This is a genomic window from Paenibacillus sp. P36, from assembly GCF_045866505.1.
GTDB lineage: Bacteria > Bacillota > Bacilli > Paenibacillales > NBRC-103111 > Paenibacillus_E > Paenibacillus_E chondroitinus.
On sequence record NZ_AP038372.1, the window covers coordinates 7050980 to 7065206 of the forward strand.

Consider the following 14227-nt stretch of genomic DNA (forward strand, 5'->3'; position numbering starts at 1 on the left):
CTTCAGGTCCGTCTCCCCCGTAATGATAACGGAATCTCTGGGATTACAATAATTTTCATGCCATTCGTACAATGTGCGTTGAGGCATTTCGCGCTCTTGAAACAATGTCCCCACCCTTCATCGCATAGTCTTCCAATGGCATCAATAGATAAAGGATAACATGAATGTTGGCGCTTCCATGAGTCTCATAATTAATATTGACTTGTCCATTTTTATGGTCAATAGACTTCTTTTATTATCCATTTCTTTTCAACATCTGTTTATATTCAGTAGGGGAATGTCCCTCAATTTTTTTAAATAAATTCGTAAAATGACTAGGGTTGAAATACCCGACAAGTTCCGCCGCCTCTTGTATCTGGACAGGTCCTTCTGCTAGAATTTCCTTGGCCTTGTTAATACGAAGTTCAGTCAAGAAGCGCATAATCGTAAACCCCGTTTTCTGATGAAACACGGTACTCAAGTAATTCGGCGTGACATGAAAATGCTCCGCAATTAAGTTTGTACCGATCTCGTTCCTATAATTGGACTTCATGTATTGGATAACTTTCTGCACAATGTCCTGGGATGGTTCATCCTTGTTCATTCGTTGCAGCAATCGTTCACCATGCTCCTTCAAAAGCACAATACACCGAGACATGGACGTGCAAGACTCAAGCTGAATCCGCAGCGTTGTTGTTAAATAAGTGCCAATTGATTCCATAATGCCGCTACCTTCAAATAGACGTTCACTCGCTGCAGCGTATTGCTTAATCGCAAACAACGCATCCATATACTCTGAGTACCGATTCTCGCGGTAAGCCTTAACCAATCTCTCCATTCTTTTGCACAGTTCGTGATGTTCACTACTAAAGTGCTGAAACGAATGGCTGTTCCACATTTTACCCAATCCCTTCAAGATACGAAGAATACTGCTCTGCATGATGCGACTCACATATTGATTAATATCATGCAGTGGTAAATGCTCCTGAGAAGAAATGACCGTTAGCTTCAATTCAGAAGTATTCCAGCTATCAATGATTTGTTGCAGTCGCAAGATAAATTCGTTCCAGCTTTCCTTGTCTTTGACACTGTACCGAAGGCCTCCAACGATAGTAAACTGACCACTCGGGAGGGCAAAGCAGGTAAGCAGCACTCCCTTTGCCGTAAACTCTTCTACAATACGGTTAATTGAGAGGTATACCTGTTTAGACAGTAAGGATTCAGCTGTTCCTTCTAAAGAACAATCCCAAAAAACGACAGCCATTTGAACATGCATGTATGTATACTCGGCCTTAAAGCAAACATTATCCTGCTCAAATCCATAACACAGATTCTGCACTGAATTCGCGAATTGTCTTTGTTTGTCTACAACCCTTTCTTGAATAGATGCCTTTGCAGAAAGTAAAGCTTCCCGCAACTCCCCTAAACTAAGAGGTTTTAGCAAATAGTTAAGGACACCAAGCTGAATACCTTCTTGTGCATAAATGAACTCAGAATAGCCTGATAAAATAAACCATTCCGTGTGAGGAGCAACAACCTTACCTTCTCTAATAGCTTCAATGCCATTCATACCAGGCATCTTGATATCCACAAAAGCGATATCCGGACGCTGCGCTCGAAGGATGTCTAACAGTTCAGAGCCATTGCCCGCTACTCCGACAATTTCCCACTCACCTTCAATTTGGCGAATCATACTAAGTAATGTTTGTTGAGCTAAATATTCGTCATCGGCAATTACTATTTTCAATTGGATGCCTCCTTGATAGGAATTCGAATATGTATGCGCGTGCCCTCTCCAATCTTGCTGTCCAAAACAAATTCACCTTCCGGATATGCAAGCTTCAAGCGTTCTTTAACATTAGTTAGACCTACACTTTTCCCTGCTTTACTTGCATCAAATCCAGCACCATTATCCGCAACCGAGATAGATAGTGTATGATTGTTCATCACATGAACATCGACGTTCAATTCCCTTTGCTGATTCAGAGGTTCAATCCCATGAATAATACTGTTCTCAACAAGTGGTTGAAGTAATAACTTTGGAATAGGAACACTCATGCTATCTGTATCATATCGAATATGGTACTGCAAACGATCTTGGAACCTGAGCTGCTGTAATTGGCAGTACCAAGCGAGAAAATCGCACTCATCCTTAACACAAGTCCAGTCTCGCCCAGCAAGAATATACCTAAGCATTTTACTGAGGTGAATAATTGACTCTTCCAGTTTCTCTTGCTCTCCAATCCGATTAAGACCAATAAAGCCATTTAAGATGTTATAAAGAAAATGGGGTTGGATTTGAGCTTGCAAGGACCGATATTCTGCTTGCTGTTGATTAAATTTCGCCTGATATTCGCGGACAATAAGCTCTTCCACTTGATTAATCATTCGATTAAACGCTAATCCAATTTGGGCTACCTCATCCGTCCCCCTAACTTGCAGACGTGTTTGCAAATTACCGATTTCCACTTTCTTCATCGTCCAGATGATTTCTTTAAACGGACGAATAATCCACTTTGATAAAAGAAAGAAGACAATGACAGTTAAGAAAAGTCCGCATACAGCGAACAATCCCCCGATAATGTACAACCACCTTAGCTGAGAGATAATTTCTGAATTTGGCAAAAAAAAACCAACTTCCAATGGGCTGTTCCAATATCTCGGCGAATAACCGTGTACGTATTTTCATCCTCTACTATCGAGACTGAGGACTCCCCTACGCTTTTACGCATTAATGGTGATAATGGTGCAGTGGAATAAACCACCTGTTGATTGTCATCGAGAACAGCAATGGTAGCGTTTACGTTAAATTGGAAATCTTGGATTAAATTCCGCAGCACCCCAGTATCTGCATCGGCAATAATAAAAGCGAGCTTTAACTCCGTATCAGGATCTCTTATAATCCTAGCTACAGAGAATACATCTGTCTCTAACGGCTGCTTCAAGTAGTCTTGTTTATGACTACCAATAAAGACGGCAGACCCCTCTGCTGCCAACGCTTTGCGGTACCATTCTGTGGTAGAAAAGGGATAATTGTTAACTGACGCTGTCAAACCTGTTGATTTGGCATAGATGGAGCCATCTGAAGTGACCAGTGTCGTTCCTGATATATCTTTTCTCGACATGCGAATAAAATTATGGAACTTTTCATTCAGCACTTCATCCATCTTCAATTTCTCGAGGGGGGAAAGTTGCGCTATAGGATCTTGTTTGGCTTTAAATTTAAGCGCCTTCATAATATCGCTGTCAAAGTACGGCGTTAAAGTGAGCCGCTCCAGTTCATTCAGATAGCTTTCAATGTTTTTCGTAAAGGCAGCAGCTGTGCTTTCGGTATATTGTGTTGTCTGATGCAGCAGCAACTTTTGAAAAAAGTTCGGTAGAAAGAATACGATAATAACCGTTGGAATAACAATCGTCCAGAAATACAGCATCATGAGCTTAAAGCGAAAAGAATCAGATCTCAATGCGTTCCTGCCTCCTAGCTTCTAGCCCTTTATTTGGAAAGTCGATTGACTTCTTGTTTCATAAGTTGACCGAACTTTTCTGGTGCTACATCGCCTGCTAGCAACTCAATTCCCAGACTCCGCATCACGTCCCACATCCCATTTGGCAAATAGATACGATCGAAATATGGGGTGACACGTACTTGTTCGTATAGCTTATAGAACGGTACAAATTCATGCTCGGGAGTTACACCCTTCAATCCTGGCGGAATTTTTACCACGTCTGCAATTTTTTTCATATTGGACGGCTTTGCGAATTCATTCACCAGCAGCTTTGCTTCGGCCAAATGTTTGGACTTTCTCCAGATGCCCATTGTGTTGCGTTCTCCGCTTGAAAAAGCAGGTTTTCCTCCCACACTTAATGATGGAACTGGCATAATACCTATTCTTGTTTTCGGGTTTACTTCATAAGCATCGTCTGCAAAAGAGGGAGAAGCGAATGAAAATGCGACTTTGCCTTCGGCAAACAACTTGGGCAAGTCGCTGTATTTAGCCGTGAAAACATCTTGATTGATATATCCTTTATCGAACATTTCCTTCCATTTCATGGCAAGCAAATTCCACTGGCTCCAGTCCGAATCTGTCGCTGTCAGCGGGTATTTTTTAAAAACTTCTGACTTTTCAAATAGAGAGCTTGCGAAATAATCAAAATATTGCCCGATAGTCCATGAATCAATGCCGGAAAAAAAGAAAGGAACGACTTCTCCGTGGCTTTCTTTCACAATCTTATCCGCGGCCTTCATCAACTCATCAAAAGTAACTGGCACTTGAATATGATATTTTTCTAAAACATCCATGTTATAAGAGAAGCCATCCCTCGCTTCACTAATAGGCAATACATATACTTTCCCCTCGTCATCCGTTACAACCGATTTTATCGTCTCTGTCAACTGACTCGCCCACGGCTCATCTCTGAGATCCAGCAAATACTTCCCATATCGAATCTTGGCCCAACCATGCGTGTCGAAAATATCTGGCAACTCGTTGGTGGCAAGCTTAACTTTCAGAATCTCTTCATACTGAAAACCAGGAAATTGCAGTTCCACTTTAATTTCCGGGTGTGTGGCTTCGAAGGTGCGTGCAATCTCATAATACACGTTTTGTACTCTGACATCGGTCACATACATGTAGACGGATAACTTTACATCGCCTGAGGATGCGATCTTTTCACGATCCACCGCAGCGACCTGCTCCTGCTGATTGGATCGCCCAGTATCAGCTATTGTGCAACCCGATAGCATAAGAGAGATGGAAAGCAGCAAGTAGACGAATAGATCCACATATTTTCTCATCAAAAGCCTCCGAGGTTATTATTGAAATTGATAACGCTTACCTAATGCTGTTTGATAGATTAGTGCTCCTATTTCCTTTCGTAATCTTTTTATACGGTATCCAGACATATAAACCATCTGCCATTTCGTAGCCAATGTTGGTTTGATCCGGTATCTGTCCAGAGGCCAAACTATGAGCCACGGCATAGGTTGCTTTTCCTTGATTTACAGCATCATTCAGCACAGTTCCCAGAAGTGCCCCATCTTCCATCGCTTTCATAGCCGAGGCTGTGCCATTGACCCCAACAACGGGGATAAATCGATCGCCTGTTATAAAGCCTTTCTCTTTCAGTGCGTCAATCGCCCCAAGCGCCATATCATCGTTATTGGCAAAAACAGCCTCTATTCGATCCCCACATTCAGCTAGGAATGCCGACATTTTCGCTTCCCCTTTGGAACGCTCCCACATTCCTGTATCCTCAGCAAGCTTTTCCACCTTAATATCCGCATCTTCTACGGCTTTAATGGCGAATTTAGTCCGTAACTCGGCATCCTGATGGCCAGGTTCACCTTTCAACATCACATATTGCAGTACATTATCCTTGTTTTTATCCGCTTCCGGATGCGACTTAAAATAGTCAACGATCAGTTGACCTGACATTGTACCGGATTGTTCCGCTTTAGCGCCGACATAGTAAACCTTGTCCCATTTTCTCATAGCATCTGCCACAGGCTCCCGATTAAAAAAGACTACTGGAATGTTAGCTTCTTTTGCCTTTGTAATCATGGCGGCTGCTGCAGTCCGATCTACTGGATTAATCGCGAGGGCATCTACCTTTTCTTTCACAAATTTATCTATTTGATGATTCTGAGTTGATTGGGAGTTGCGGCTATCTGCGAACTCGACGATGACATCTCCATCAACTGCTGCAAGTATGCTGTTTCTCACTTCTGTCATGAAAGTATCATCAAACCTGTAAATTAAGACTCCAATTTTTAAGGGAGGTGTCGATATCGTTAAATTTAAATTCGTAGCAGGTTGTGACACAATATGAATTGGAGCATTAGGATCATCTGATCGCATGATGCTGCATCCGTCCATCATAAGTAAAAGTGCAGTTGCAAGGATGCATGATTTCACTCTCTTATTCATCTAATAATCTCCATTTTTAAAAAATATAAATATTCCCATTATCCTAGAATATTTATAGTTCAATGTACATGCATTTTTCTCATATCCCCTACTCTATTTTTAAGGTTCTGGTGACGGTGTAAGCAATGTCTCATTGGAGTCAATCATCCCTTTGCCTTTGATCGCTATATTCGATGCCCCTACAAAGAAGTAAGCGCTTTCAAATAACTCTATTTTATGTCAAATCTTTGCTAATTGAAATGGAATAATATCGTTTCTTTTATGCACTAAATTCGTTGATGGTATGTCATGTAAAAAAAGACCCCGCATACTCTCCCATTTTACCTGATTGCAAAATTTTTTTGGCCTTTTGGTACCGAAACTTCGTGGAATGTATATCAAAAATAAACCGGGACCCCTTAGGGCCCCGGTCCTCATCCTATCAAACCTCACTCAACTTCCCATCGCGAAAATGCACTACCCGCTTCGCCTGCTGAGCAATCGCCAGGTCATGCGTAATCAAAACAATCGTCCTGCCTTGCTGATTCAAACCCTTAAAAATCTCCAAGATCTCAACACCCGTCTTCGAATCCAGCGCTCCTGTCGGCTCATCCGCCAATATAATCGCCGGATCTCCCGCCAATGTTCGGGCAATCGCAACGCGCTGTTGCTGACCGCCAGAAAGCTCCGAAGGCACATGCTTCCTGCGATCCACTAAGTCAACCGCTTCCAATGCCTGCATGACAAGCGGCTCCCTTTCACGCTTACTCATGCCCCGGTAAATAAGCGGCAGCTCCACATTTTCATACGCGTTCAGCCGTGGCAGCAGGTTAAAGTTCTGGAAAACGAAGCCGATCTTCCGGTTCCTTATTTCAGCTAGTTGTGCATCTTTGAGCCGATTAATGGCCTTCCCGTCCAGCACATAGTCCCCATCATCCGCAACATCCAAGCAGCCTAAAATGTTCATCAGCGTCGACTTCCCCGACCCCGACGGTCCCATGATCGCAACGAACTCGCCGTGATCGATATCTAACGAAACATCGTCCAAAGCGCGAATCGTTTCCCCGCCCATCACATAACTCTTACTCACGTGCTCAATTTGGATTAAGGTCATCCTCTTCGCCTCCATTATCTGATCCCAAATAAATGAAGTATGCGACTGCTCCGACTGACCGACCTTACCGCTTCGCCTTATAAAACTCATGATACAGCTTCATCAGCGCCCGTTTCTCAATCCGTGATACATAGCTGCGGCTAATGCCCAACTCCTTCGCAATCTCCCTCTGCGTCCGCTCTTCTCCGCCAAGCTCCAAACCAAACCGCCCGACAACGACTTCCTTCTCGCGATCATCCAAAATCTCTAAGTTCCGATAAATCTTGCTCTTCTCTATTTTGAGCTGCACTTTATCTACGACATCGTCAGCTTCCGTACCGAGGATGTCAATCAAAGTAATTTCATTCCCCTCTTTGTCCGTTCCGATGGGATCATGCAAGGACACATCTTTGCGTGTTTTCTTCAGTGAGCGAAGATGCATAAGTATTTCGTTCTCGATACAACGCGCTGCGAACGTCGCCAGCTTTGTCCCTTTGTTCGGGGAGAACGACTCGATGGCTTTGATCAAGCCGATCGTTCCGATGGACTTGACTTGAAGAGAACATACTCATCATCAAACATTGCTTCGGCGGCTGCAGCCTGAGCTAAGGCAATAATTTGATTTTTTAACCAATTACTCGTGGCGAAAGCGATTTCTATTGAATTGGAGCTTTATTTACATTATGTTTGCTTTGACTCTCTTCAACTATTGCATTTAAAAGTCTCCAACTGGCGCGTTAACCGACAATAGACGCTAAGCTCTTGTATACGAAATAAAAAGACCGCCAGTGTACAACATCTGACGGTCCTTCGATTCCAATCACTTATGATACATCCTGTACATCATGACGGCAGCTTCCGCTCTCGTCGCGAATCCTGCAGGATTAAACAAGCCTCCACGAATCAATCCTTCCTTCAGTCATACGCCGAAATAAATGCTGAGCTGTTGTATCTGCATCTGCCGTGAGTGTTTGAGCCGGAAGCACAAACGTGTAACTTGTCGCGCCTTCTACGATCGGCACTTCAATCGGCAGTACTTTGGTGCCGGTGGCATCAGCCGTCAGCTGACCGAATCCATCTGCAATAGTTTTAGCGTCCACAACTACCTTCGCCTCGACTGTCTCCTTGACAAGTTGAGACTTCAGAGCAATATCATTCGTGGATGGTGTGTGTTCTCTACTTACTTTTCAACGGACACAGTTAGCATATCGCTGGCGGTCACGCCTGCGGCATTGAAGAACTCAACACGATACTGATACGTACCTATAACGCGACCTGTGATTGCTGTAACAACGTTTTGAGCACTTGGCGAGGATGCTTCCAGGCTTTTTGTATCAATGAGTACCCCATTTTCATAAAGACGATATCCCGTCGCATTGGTCCCCCACCACATGTTCGTGGTGATATGGTAGCTGCCATCTCGATCCCAATTATCTTGGGACAAAACAGGCTTTCCTGGGGAAGCATCTGTGATGGTTACAACGAGAGGTTGACTAGTTGTCGTGCCAAATACATTGATAAGCTCACTCGTATAGATGTACTTGCCGTTAGATTTACCGTGTACCTCCATTTTAGTGATTTGAGCCGTTGGTGAAGCGTCCGATAGTGTTAGGGTCTTGATGAGAACGCCATTTTCGTACAGGTTGAACAACGTGCCATTATTTCCCCACCACATGTTCATTGTGATCATATAGTTGCCATCCTTGAAACCTGAATATCCGTTGTCGGAGGATAGGACCGGCTGCCCAGGAGCACCCTTGGCAAGGGTAACCGGAGCCGCAGGAACGGTATACGCTACACTTGAACTCACAACGGATAGATGACCCAAGCCATCGTACGCCATGATGGAATAATGATAAATTCTGCCTTCCTCCAGATTGCCGTCGATGTATGAAGTATTGAACGTTCTGGCTACTTCCGTACCATCCCGATACACGATATACCCTACTTGACCGGGATCTTGAGACGCGGAGAGTATCCGCACTTCCTTCTTCAGATCTTGCACTACGGCTACCGGTGTGCCAGTCGTCGCTGTGGTAACCATGTTGGAGGCATCAGAAGCGGCCGTTCCTATCACTGCTGCAACTTTATAATAATATGTCTTCCCGCTTTGGAGTCCCGTGTCGGTGTAGGTCACCGCGGAACCGGTATATACCATCTGGTAGCCTTCGTTAGCATTAGTGGAACGGTACAGCTTGTAGCCTGTAGCTCCCGCTGAAGCACCCCAAGTTAATTTGATGCTTGAATTGGTGTTTTGGCTTGCGGCTAATGCCGTTGGCATAAAAGGCTTGAAATATGCTTTGACATTGTCAAATTCGAAGCTGCTCACATTGTCGACAGCCATTTTCACGCCGTAAACTGCGTTTGTGACGGTTCTAAAATTAAATTGGCTCGCAGCCGCCGTAGCAGAATCATTTAAGAATAAATCGTATTTCTTCGTGTTTGTATTCACAACAAGCTTCGTTCTATACCAAGTCCCGTCGAAAACAACCGGAGAGAAGACCGTTGTCTTGGTGCCGGAATTGTAGGCAATGATTTGGCCTCCGCTAAAATACACGTGAGCGGCTGCATTATTGCTAGCATCTATGATGACAGGTATATTCTTCCAGTTTGTATCTTTCGGTAAAACCATCGTTTCTACCGTAACAATGCCTTGAATCCCTTGCGGATTTCCGAAACTTCTTAATGCACTCGTCTCGAGCTTATTACCACCGGTAACTCTAACCGCATGGCCTGGCGCAGCCGCATAGGTAGCATTGACAACCGTCACCGGTCTGCCGGTGTCCTCTACAATCGTCCAACCTGCAGGATCGGCTCCGAGCGCATCGTTATCGAAATTATCGTCAATGAGCGTCTGCACGACACCGAATGCGGAAGAGACGATATTCGAATCCGGGGAAGTACCTTCCTCATTCATTGCAACGACCTTATACTGATAGCTCGTCACTCCGTCAAGTCCCGAATCCACGTAGGACAGAGAGGCCGTGCTGCCGATTAGCTCGAACAAGTCACCGCTCGCTGTAGATCTGTAGATCGCATAGGTAGCCGCATCCTTGCCAGGCTTCCAGTTTAGCTTAATAGTCGAGCCTATGGAATCACTGGCGTATAGCTCTGTAGGCGCTTTAGGGATGTCCGTACCTGAGTCATTCGTTGTTGCCGCCCTCAACACGCTCGATTCTGCCGAGACCGCACCGCCGCTTAACGTTACGATTTTGTAGAAATGGTTCGTATTCGGAGTTAGACCACTGTCCGTAAAGGTGGTACCGGAAGCTACCTCCGCCACTTGTGTGAAGCCAGCAGTCGGATTCTGGGAACGGTACAAGCGGTAGCCTGTAGCTCCCGTAACGGAATTCCATGTCAGCTTTATGCCTGTTCCATTTCTCTCAGCTACCGCTAAATTCGCTGGAGCAGCCGGAACATAGGATATCTTGATGTCATCCAACGTCATGGCGCTGGTCGTACCTGCTAAAGCAAACATAACCGTATCCAGATTGTTAACCGGACTTTCTCTATAAGACCAATTGGAGCCTAATAATTGATCATCCACATACATATCGAATTTCTTAGTTACTGTATTGATAACAGCTTTCAAACGGTAAGTTCGATTGAATTCTATCGGATTCAGCAGATCCACCTTGATTGAGCCGCTGTATCCCCAAATTTTCCCACTCTGCATGATGATGTTAACCGCTCTTTTACCCGCCACACTATCCCTAACATCAAGTACGGTTTTGTATTCCGAGTTTGAGGCACTTACGGTTACTTCTGCCGTTACATAAGCTCCAGCAGGTACGCTAAAGGCATGGCTAACGACAGGATCGCCTGTGCTTTCTTTCTTCAACACCACCTTCGCACCTGTTGCCGAATCTTCCTTGACCGAAACTTCCCCGCCGATGGTTCCTGTTGGTACCGTCGCAATCCACCCGCGTTGCCCGTTCAGCTCACCTCTGGGCATATCATCGAAGTTTTCATTAATGGCATATGCCGGAATGTTAAATAAGGTTGAAATCGGAGCCGATGTAGCAGACAAGCCTCCGGGATTTACAGCAGCGACTTTATAATAATAATTCGTCCCCTCTGCAATTCCTGCATCCGTATAGGTCGCTGTTGTGACAGCCGGCCCCGTCAAAGGCTCGTATTCGCCAGTCAATGAAGCAGACCGGTAAAGTCGATATTCCGTAGCTCCCGGCACTTCATTCCAAGCAAGTGATATGCTCGTTCCCGCAATATTCACGACTTTCAAACCGGAAGGCGGAGCCGATACCGTCCAACCTGAGGCAACGGCTGAATAAGCGGACATTCCATTGCTGTTCATCGCTGCTACTTTATAATAATATGGGCTGCCACTATACAGCTTCGTGTCCGTATAGCTCAAGGCTCCACTCGGAAGATCAGGGATCGAATAATAATCCCCATTTTCTGAAGTGGAACGGTACAGTCTGTAATCCGCTGCGCCTTGAACGGCATCCCATTGCACGCTCAAGCTATTTTCCGTATTTCCGTCAACCTTTAATCCTGTAGGTGCGGAAGGCACTGTAACGGCTCGATCAACACCATTCCACGTCAGCTTGACACTATTGGCGGAGTTTTGTACTGCTGACAAACCGGTTGGCGTAGCAAGAGCTTGGTTTTTCCCCGGCAAGCGAAATTTAACTTTAAACGTTTTTCCTAATGCGTTATTGACATAAACTGACAATTTCGCTTTACCGTCAACATGGTTCAAGGATACGCCCGTATCCAAATAAACGATATCGCCAAAATCTGTATCCAGTACAAGATCAATCGTCCCCGTATTGGCCATCGTAGGATCGGAAACAGACACCTCGGTATCCTCTTCCGTCTTTCTGATCATGACGGAGGCCTTCTTATTGCTTGTAATTTGATCTACAGTCGTAACGCCATCGTTCCAAAAGTTGATCGCAGTGATGCCTAGCTTCGTTTCCTTGACAGCTTGTACATTCGGCGTATTGGCCAGCACTTCAATATCCGGAAGATTAGCGTATTGATCAACTTCTTCACTTGATTTCCCAGGTAGCAGCACATAATCATATGTTCCGTTGGTAGGATTCGTACCGTGATCGAACCACAAATTCATATAGTTGCGTGTATATTCAGTTGTATAATCAGAGCCTTGATAGTATTGGTTCACACTCGACCATTGGTCTGTTCTCGACTCTCGCAAGCCATGAATCGACGCTGCCGTAGGGAAATAGTAGCCGATGTCCGAGCCTGGAGCATTACCAGCCAAATGAATCCTGTTCACTTCGTCCATGGTCTCGCTCCAGCCTATTGCCGCTGGTTTCGTTGCACCGTTTACTGTGAGCGTATTGTCTCCGCTGTCGTTCAACTTGCGATTCTCAACAATCGTTTCCACAATCTTGTTATCTGTGGACGTAATGCCGGCGCCAAGACTTACGATCTCATCATCGAACATGAACCACGATTTCTTCGCTTTGAGACTGTATCCGTTGGCCGTGTACTGCATGCCTGTAGCACCATACAATCCCTCTATCTCCGTGCCTCCAACCCAATTATTCGGATTTTTGGCGTTTGGTGCAGCCGTCGTATTCTGATTGACTGTCGTCCCTGGCAAGCGGTAGCTGTTAACTGTAGGCCAGAAGGAATCCTTGTATTGGCCCAAATCCGAATTGTATAGATACGTCATCCCATCTCCGGTATGCCATCCCTTGAGATTCTCTTCATTGACGATTTCAAAATTCCCGACTTTGTCGGAGGACATACTGATACCGAAGACATATCCCGGTCTATGATGTACGGCTTTGGCCATATTCGGATATTGTTTATTTCCGATATAGGGTGCTCTCGGTGTAATGGAGGAATCGTTTACAATTTGTTTGGTCTGAATAATAATGATGATCGAGCTCAAATCCGCATATTTCGTAGGAGAAGTAGACTCCAACATCCACTTCTTAACCATCGACTTATAAGCAGCCCGATCTTCGGCCGAAGGCGCGGAATAAGACATTCTCACAACCGCCGCACCCAACGCTCCCATGGAGGTTGCTCCGTTATCATCGCTGGCTTTTCTAGCAATATTTCTTCCTCTCACCATGTCAAACATGGAATTATTGTAAAAGAGGGGCTCGAAGGCAGTATAAATCCACTGATAAATATTGTTGACATCTGGATCCGTAATATCCCAAGTCGAGCCTGCTATTATATACATAACCTTGGTCAAATTATCGATAAGATTAATCCCATATCCACCGTTATAGGCGATGAGAGCAGTATGTTGTAGAAATGAACCGTCACTATACATCCCTTCTCCGGAAGTAACATAATCGAATACCGAGCTAAGCTGATCTCTTCCCTCAATCATCTTCGCACTGTTCTTGACGATAATCCCGCTTGAAATTTTGATGTTGCAGGCCCACACGCGATTGGCTCCTGTCAGACCTGCTCCCCAAGTAAGAGCTTGATAGTCGATTACCGCGTGCCAATTGTTAATCTGCGTCGGTGTCAGACTGGAATAAATCATCGTCGTGATGTTGTTAATACTTAACGGTGAGCTGATCTGCCAATCAAACCAGTTGTCGTAGCCTCGATAGACCACACTCTTGTTATATCGATTAGCATACATCCAGTCCATCGCGCTGATGATATCTGCCAGCATGGCTGCGTTATGTTCTAAGCTTGAGCCTCTTGTCGCATAAGCTAGCGTCATCGCTTCCAGCCGCTGATAGCTGCCCGAAACATGCTCCGATTCCGTAGTCGTAGCCATGTCACTCCATAGGTAGGCTCTTCCTTCGCTTTTATTCATCGTGTCCCAGTTATTCTGAGCAATAGCAGTAATGCTTGTGATTTTTTCGGCTATGACCGGGTCTGCCGGATCATAATCCGGTCCGCCGGTTAGCATATCATACATTCTAGCCCGGAGTTGGTCATACTCATCTGCAGCAGCATCCGCTGCAGCAGCAGAAGTCATTGGCAGCGCCACTAAGTTAACTAACATGGCTATCACCAACAAAAGCGCTTTCAAACTTCGTGAGTTACTGGTCATTACACCTATTAACCCCTTTCTTAAAGCAATTTGAATTGACCTTACTTCTTTCAGCTTCAAGCATGAAGGTCACCTCCTAGCTGCGGTGACTAGTTCATCTTACTTGGCTGCTCTCGCCGGCACAATATACAAGATTCCGATTAGTTTACAGGCGTGCGCAGATGTGAACTTATCATATAGCTCTATAGGGTCCGCTTCAATATACAAAATTTTGTTGGGTTAACACGT

The 14227-nt window shown here is 44.9% G+C and carries 8 protein-coding genes and 1 pseudogene; all 9 read right to left on the reverse strand.

Going from position 1 to position 14227, the window contains the following annotated elements; translation table 11 throughout:
• Positions 1 to 235: 235 nt before the first annotated feature.
• Positions 236 to 1726, reverse strand: a complete 1491-nt coding sequence (locus tag ACKTT9_RS30960; protein ID WP_407869026.1) for a helix-turn-helix domain-containing protein — start codon at positions 1724 to 1726, stop codon at positions 236 to 238.
• Positions 1723 to 2604: a sensor histidine kinase gene (locus tag ACKTT9_RS30965; protein ID WP_407869027.1), complete on the reverse strand. Its 882-nt coding sequence runs from the start codon at positions 2602 to 2604 to the stop codon at positions 1723 to 1725. Before ACKTT9_RS30965 ends, ACKTT9_RS30960 begins: the two co-directional genes overlap by 4 nt.
• Positions 2574 to 3443, reverse strand: a complete 870-nt coding sequence (locus ACKTT9_RS30970; RefSeq protein WP_407869028.1) for a cache domain-containing protein — start codon at positions 3441 to 3443, stop codon at positions 2574 to 2576. Before ACKTT9_RS30970 ends, ACKTT9_RS30965 begins: the two co-directional genes overlap by 31 nt.
• A gap of 29 nt (positions 3444 to 3472) precedes the next feature.
• Complete coding sequence (locus ACKTT9_RS30975) at positions 3473 to 4774, reverse strand: ABC transporter substrate-binding protein (protein WP_407869029.1); 1302 nt, start codon at positions 4772 to 4774, stop codon at positions 3473 to 3475.
• A 37-nt stretch (positions 4775 to 4811) separates the two neighbouring features.
• Entirely contained in the window at positions 4812 to 5906 is a 1095-nt protein-coding gene (locus ACKTT9_RS30980) for a galactose ABC transporter substrate-binding protein (protein WP_407869030.1), read from the reverse strand.
• A gap of 421 nt (positions 5907 to 6327) precedes the next feature.
• Entirely contained in the window at positions 6328 to 6999 is a 672-nt protein-coding gene (locus ACKTT9_RS30985; RefSeq protein WP_407869031.1) for an ABC transporter ATP-binding protein, read from the reverse strand.
• Positions 7000 to 7063: 64 nt separating this feature from the next.
• A pseudogene (gene sigK, locus ACKTT9_RS30990) lies at positions 7064 to 7525 on the reverse strand (RNA polymerase sporulation sigma factor SigK); the annotation flags it as partial.
• 337 nt (positions 7526 to 7862) lie between these two features.
• Entirely contained in the window at positions 7863 to 8078 is a 216-nt protein-coding gene (locus ACKTT9_RS30995; protein WP_407869032.1) for a hypothetical protein, read from the reverse strand.
• A gap of 80 nt (positions 8079 to 8158) precedes the next feature.
• Positions 8159 to 13999, reverse strand: coding sequence for a polysaccharide lyase family 8 super-sandwich domain-containing protein (locus ACKTT9_RS31000; protein WP_407869033.1), 5841 nt, complete (start codon positions 13997 to 13999; stop codon positions 8159 to 8161).
• Positions 14000 to 14227: the final 228 nt, after the last annotated feature.

Bases quoted from the DNA above. Each gene is read 5' to 3' on its own strand.
- ACKTT9_RS30975 (WP_407869029.1), bottom strand. From the start codon at position 4,774: ATGAGAAAATATGTGGATCTATTCGTCTACTTGCTGCTTTCCATCTCT.
- ACKTT9_RS30980 (WP_407869030.1), bottom strand. From the start codon at position 5,906: ATGAATAAGAGAGTGAAATCATGCATCCTTGCAACTGCACTTTTACTT.
- ACKTT9_RS30985 (WP_407869031.1), bottom strand. From the start codon at position 6,999: ATGACCTTAATCCAAATTGAGCACGTGAGTAAGAGTTATGTGATGGGC.
- ACKTT9_RS31000 (WP_407869033.1), bottom strand. From the start codon at position 13,999: ATGACCAGTAACTCACGAAGTTTGAAAGCGCTTTTGTTGGTGATAGCC.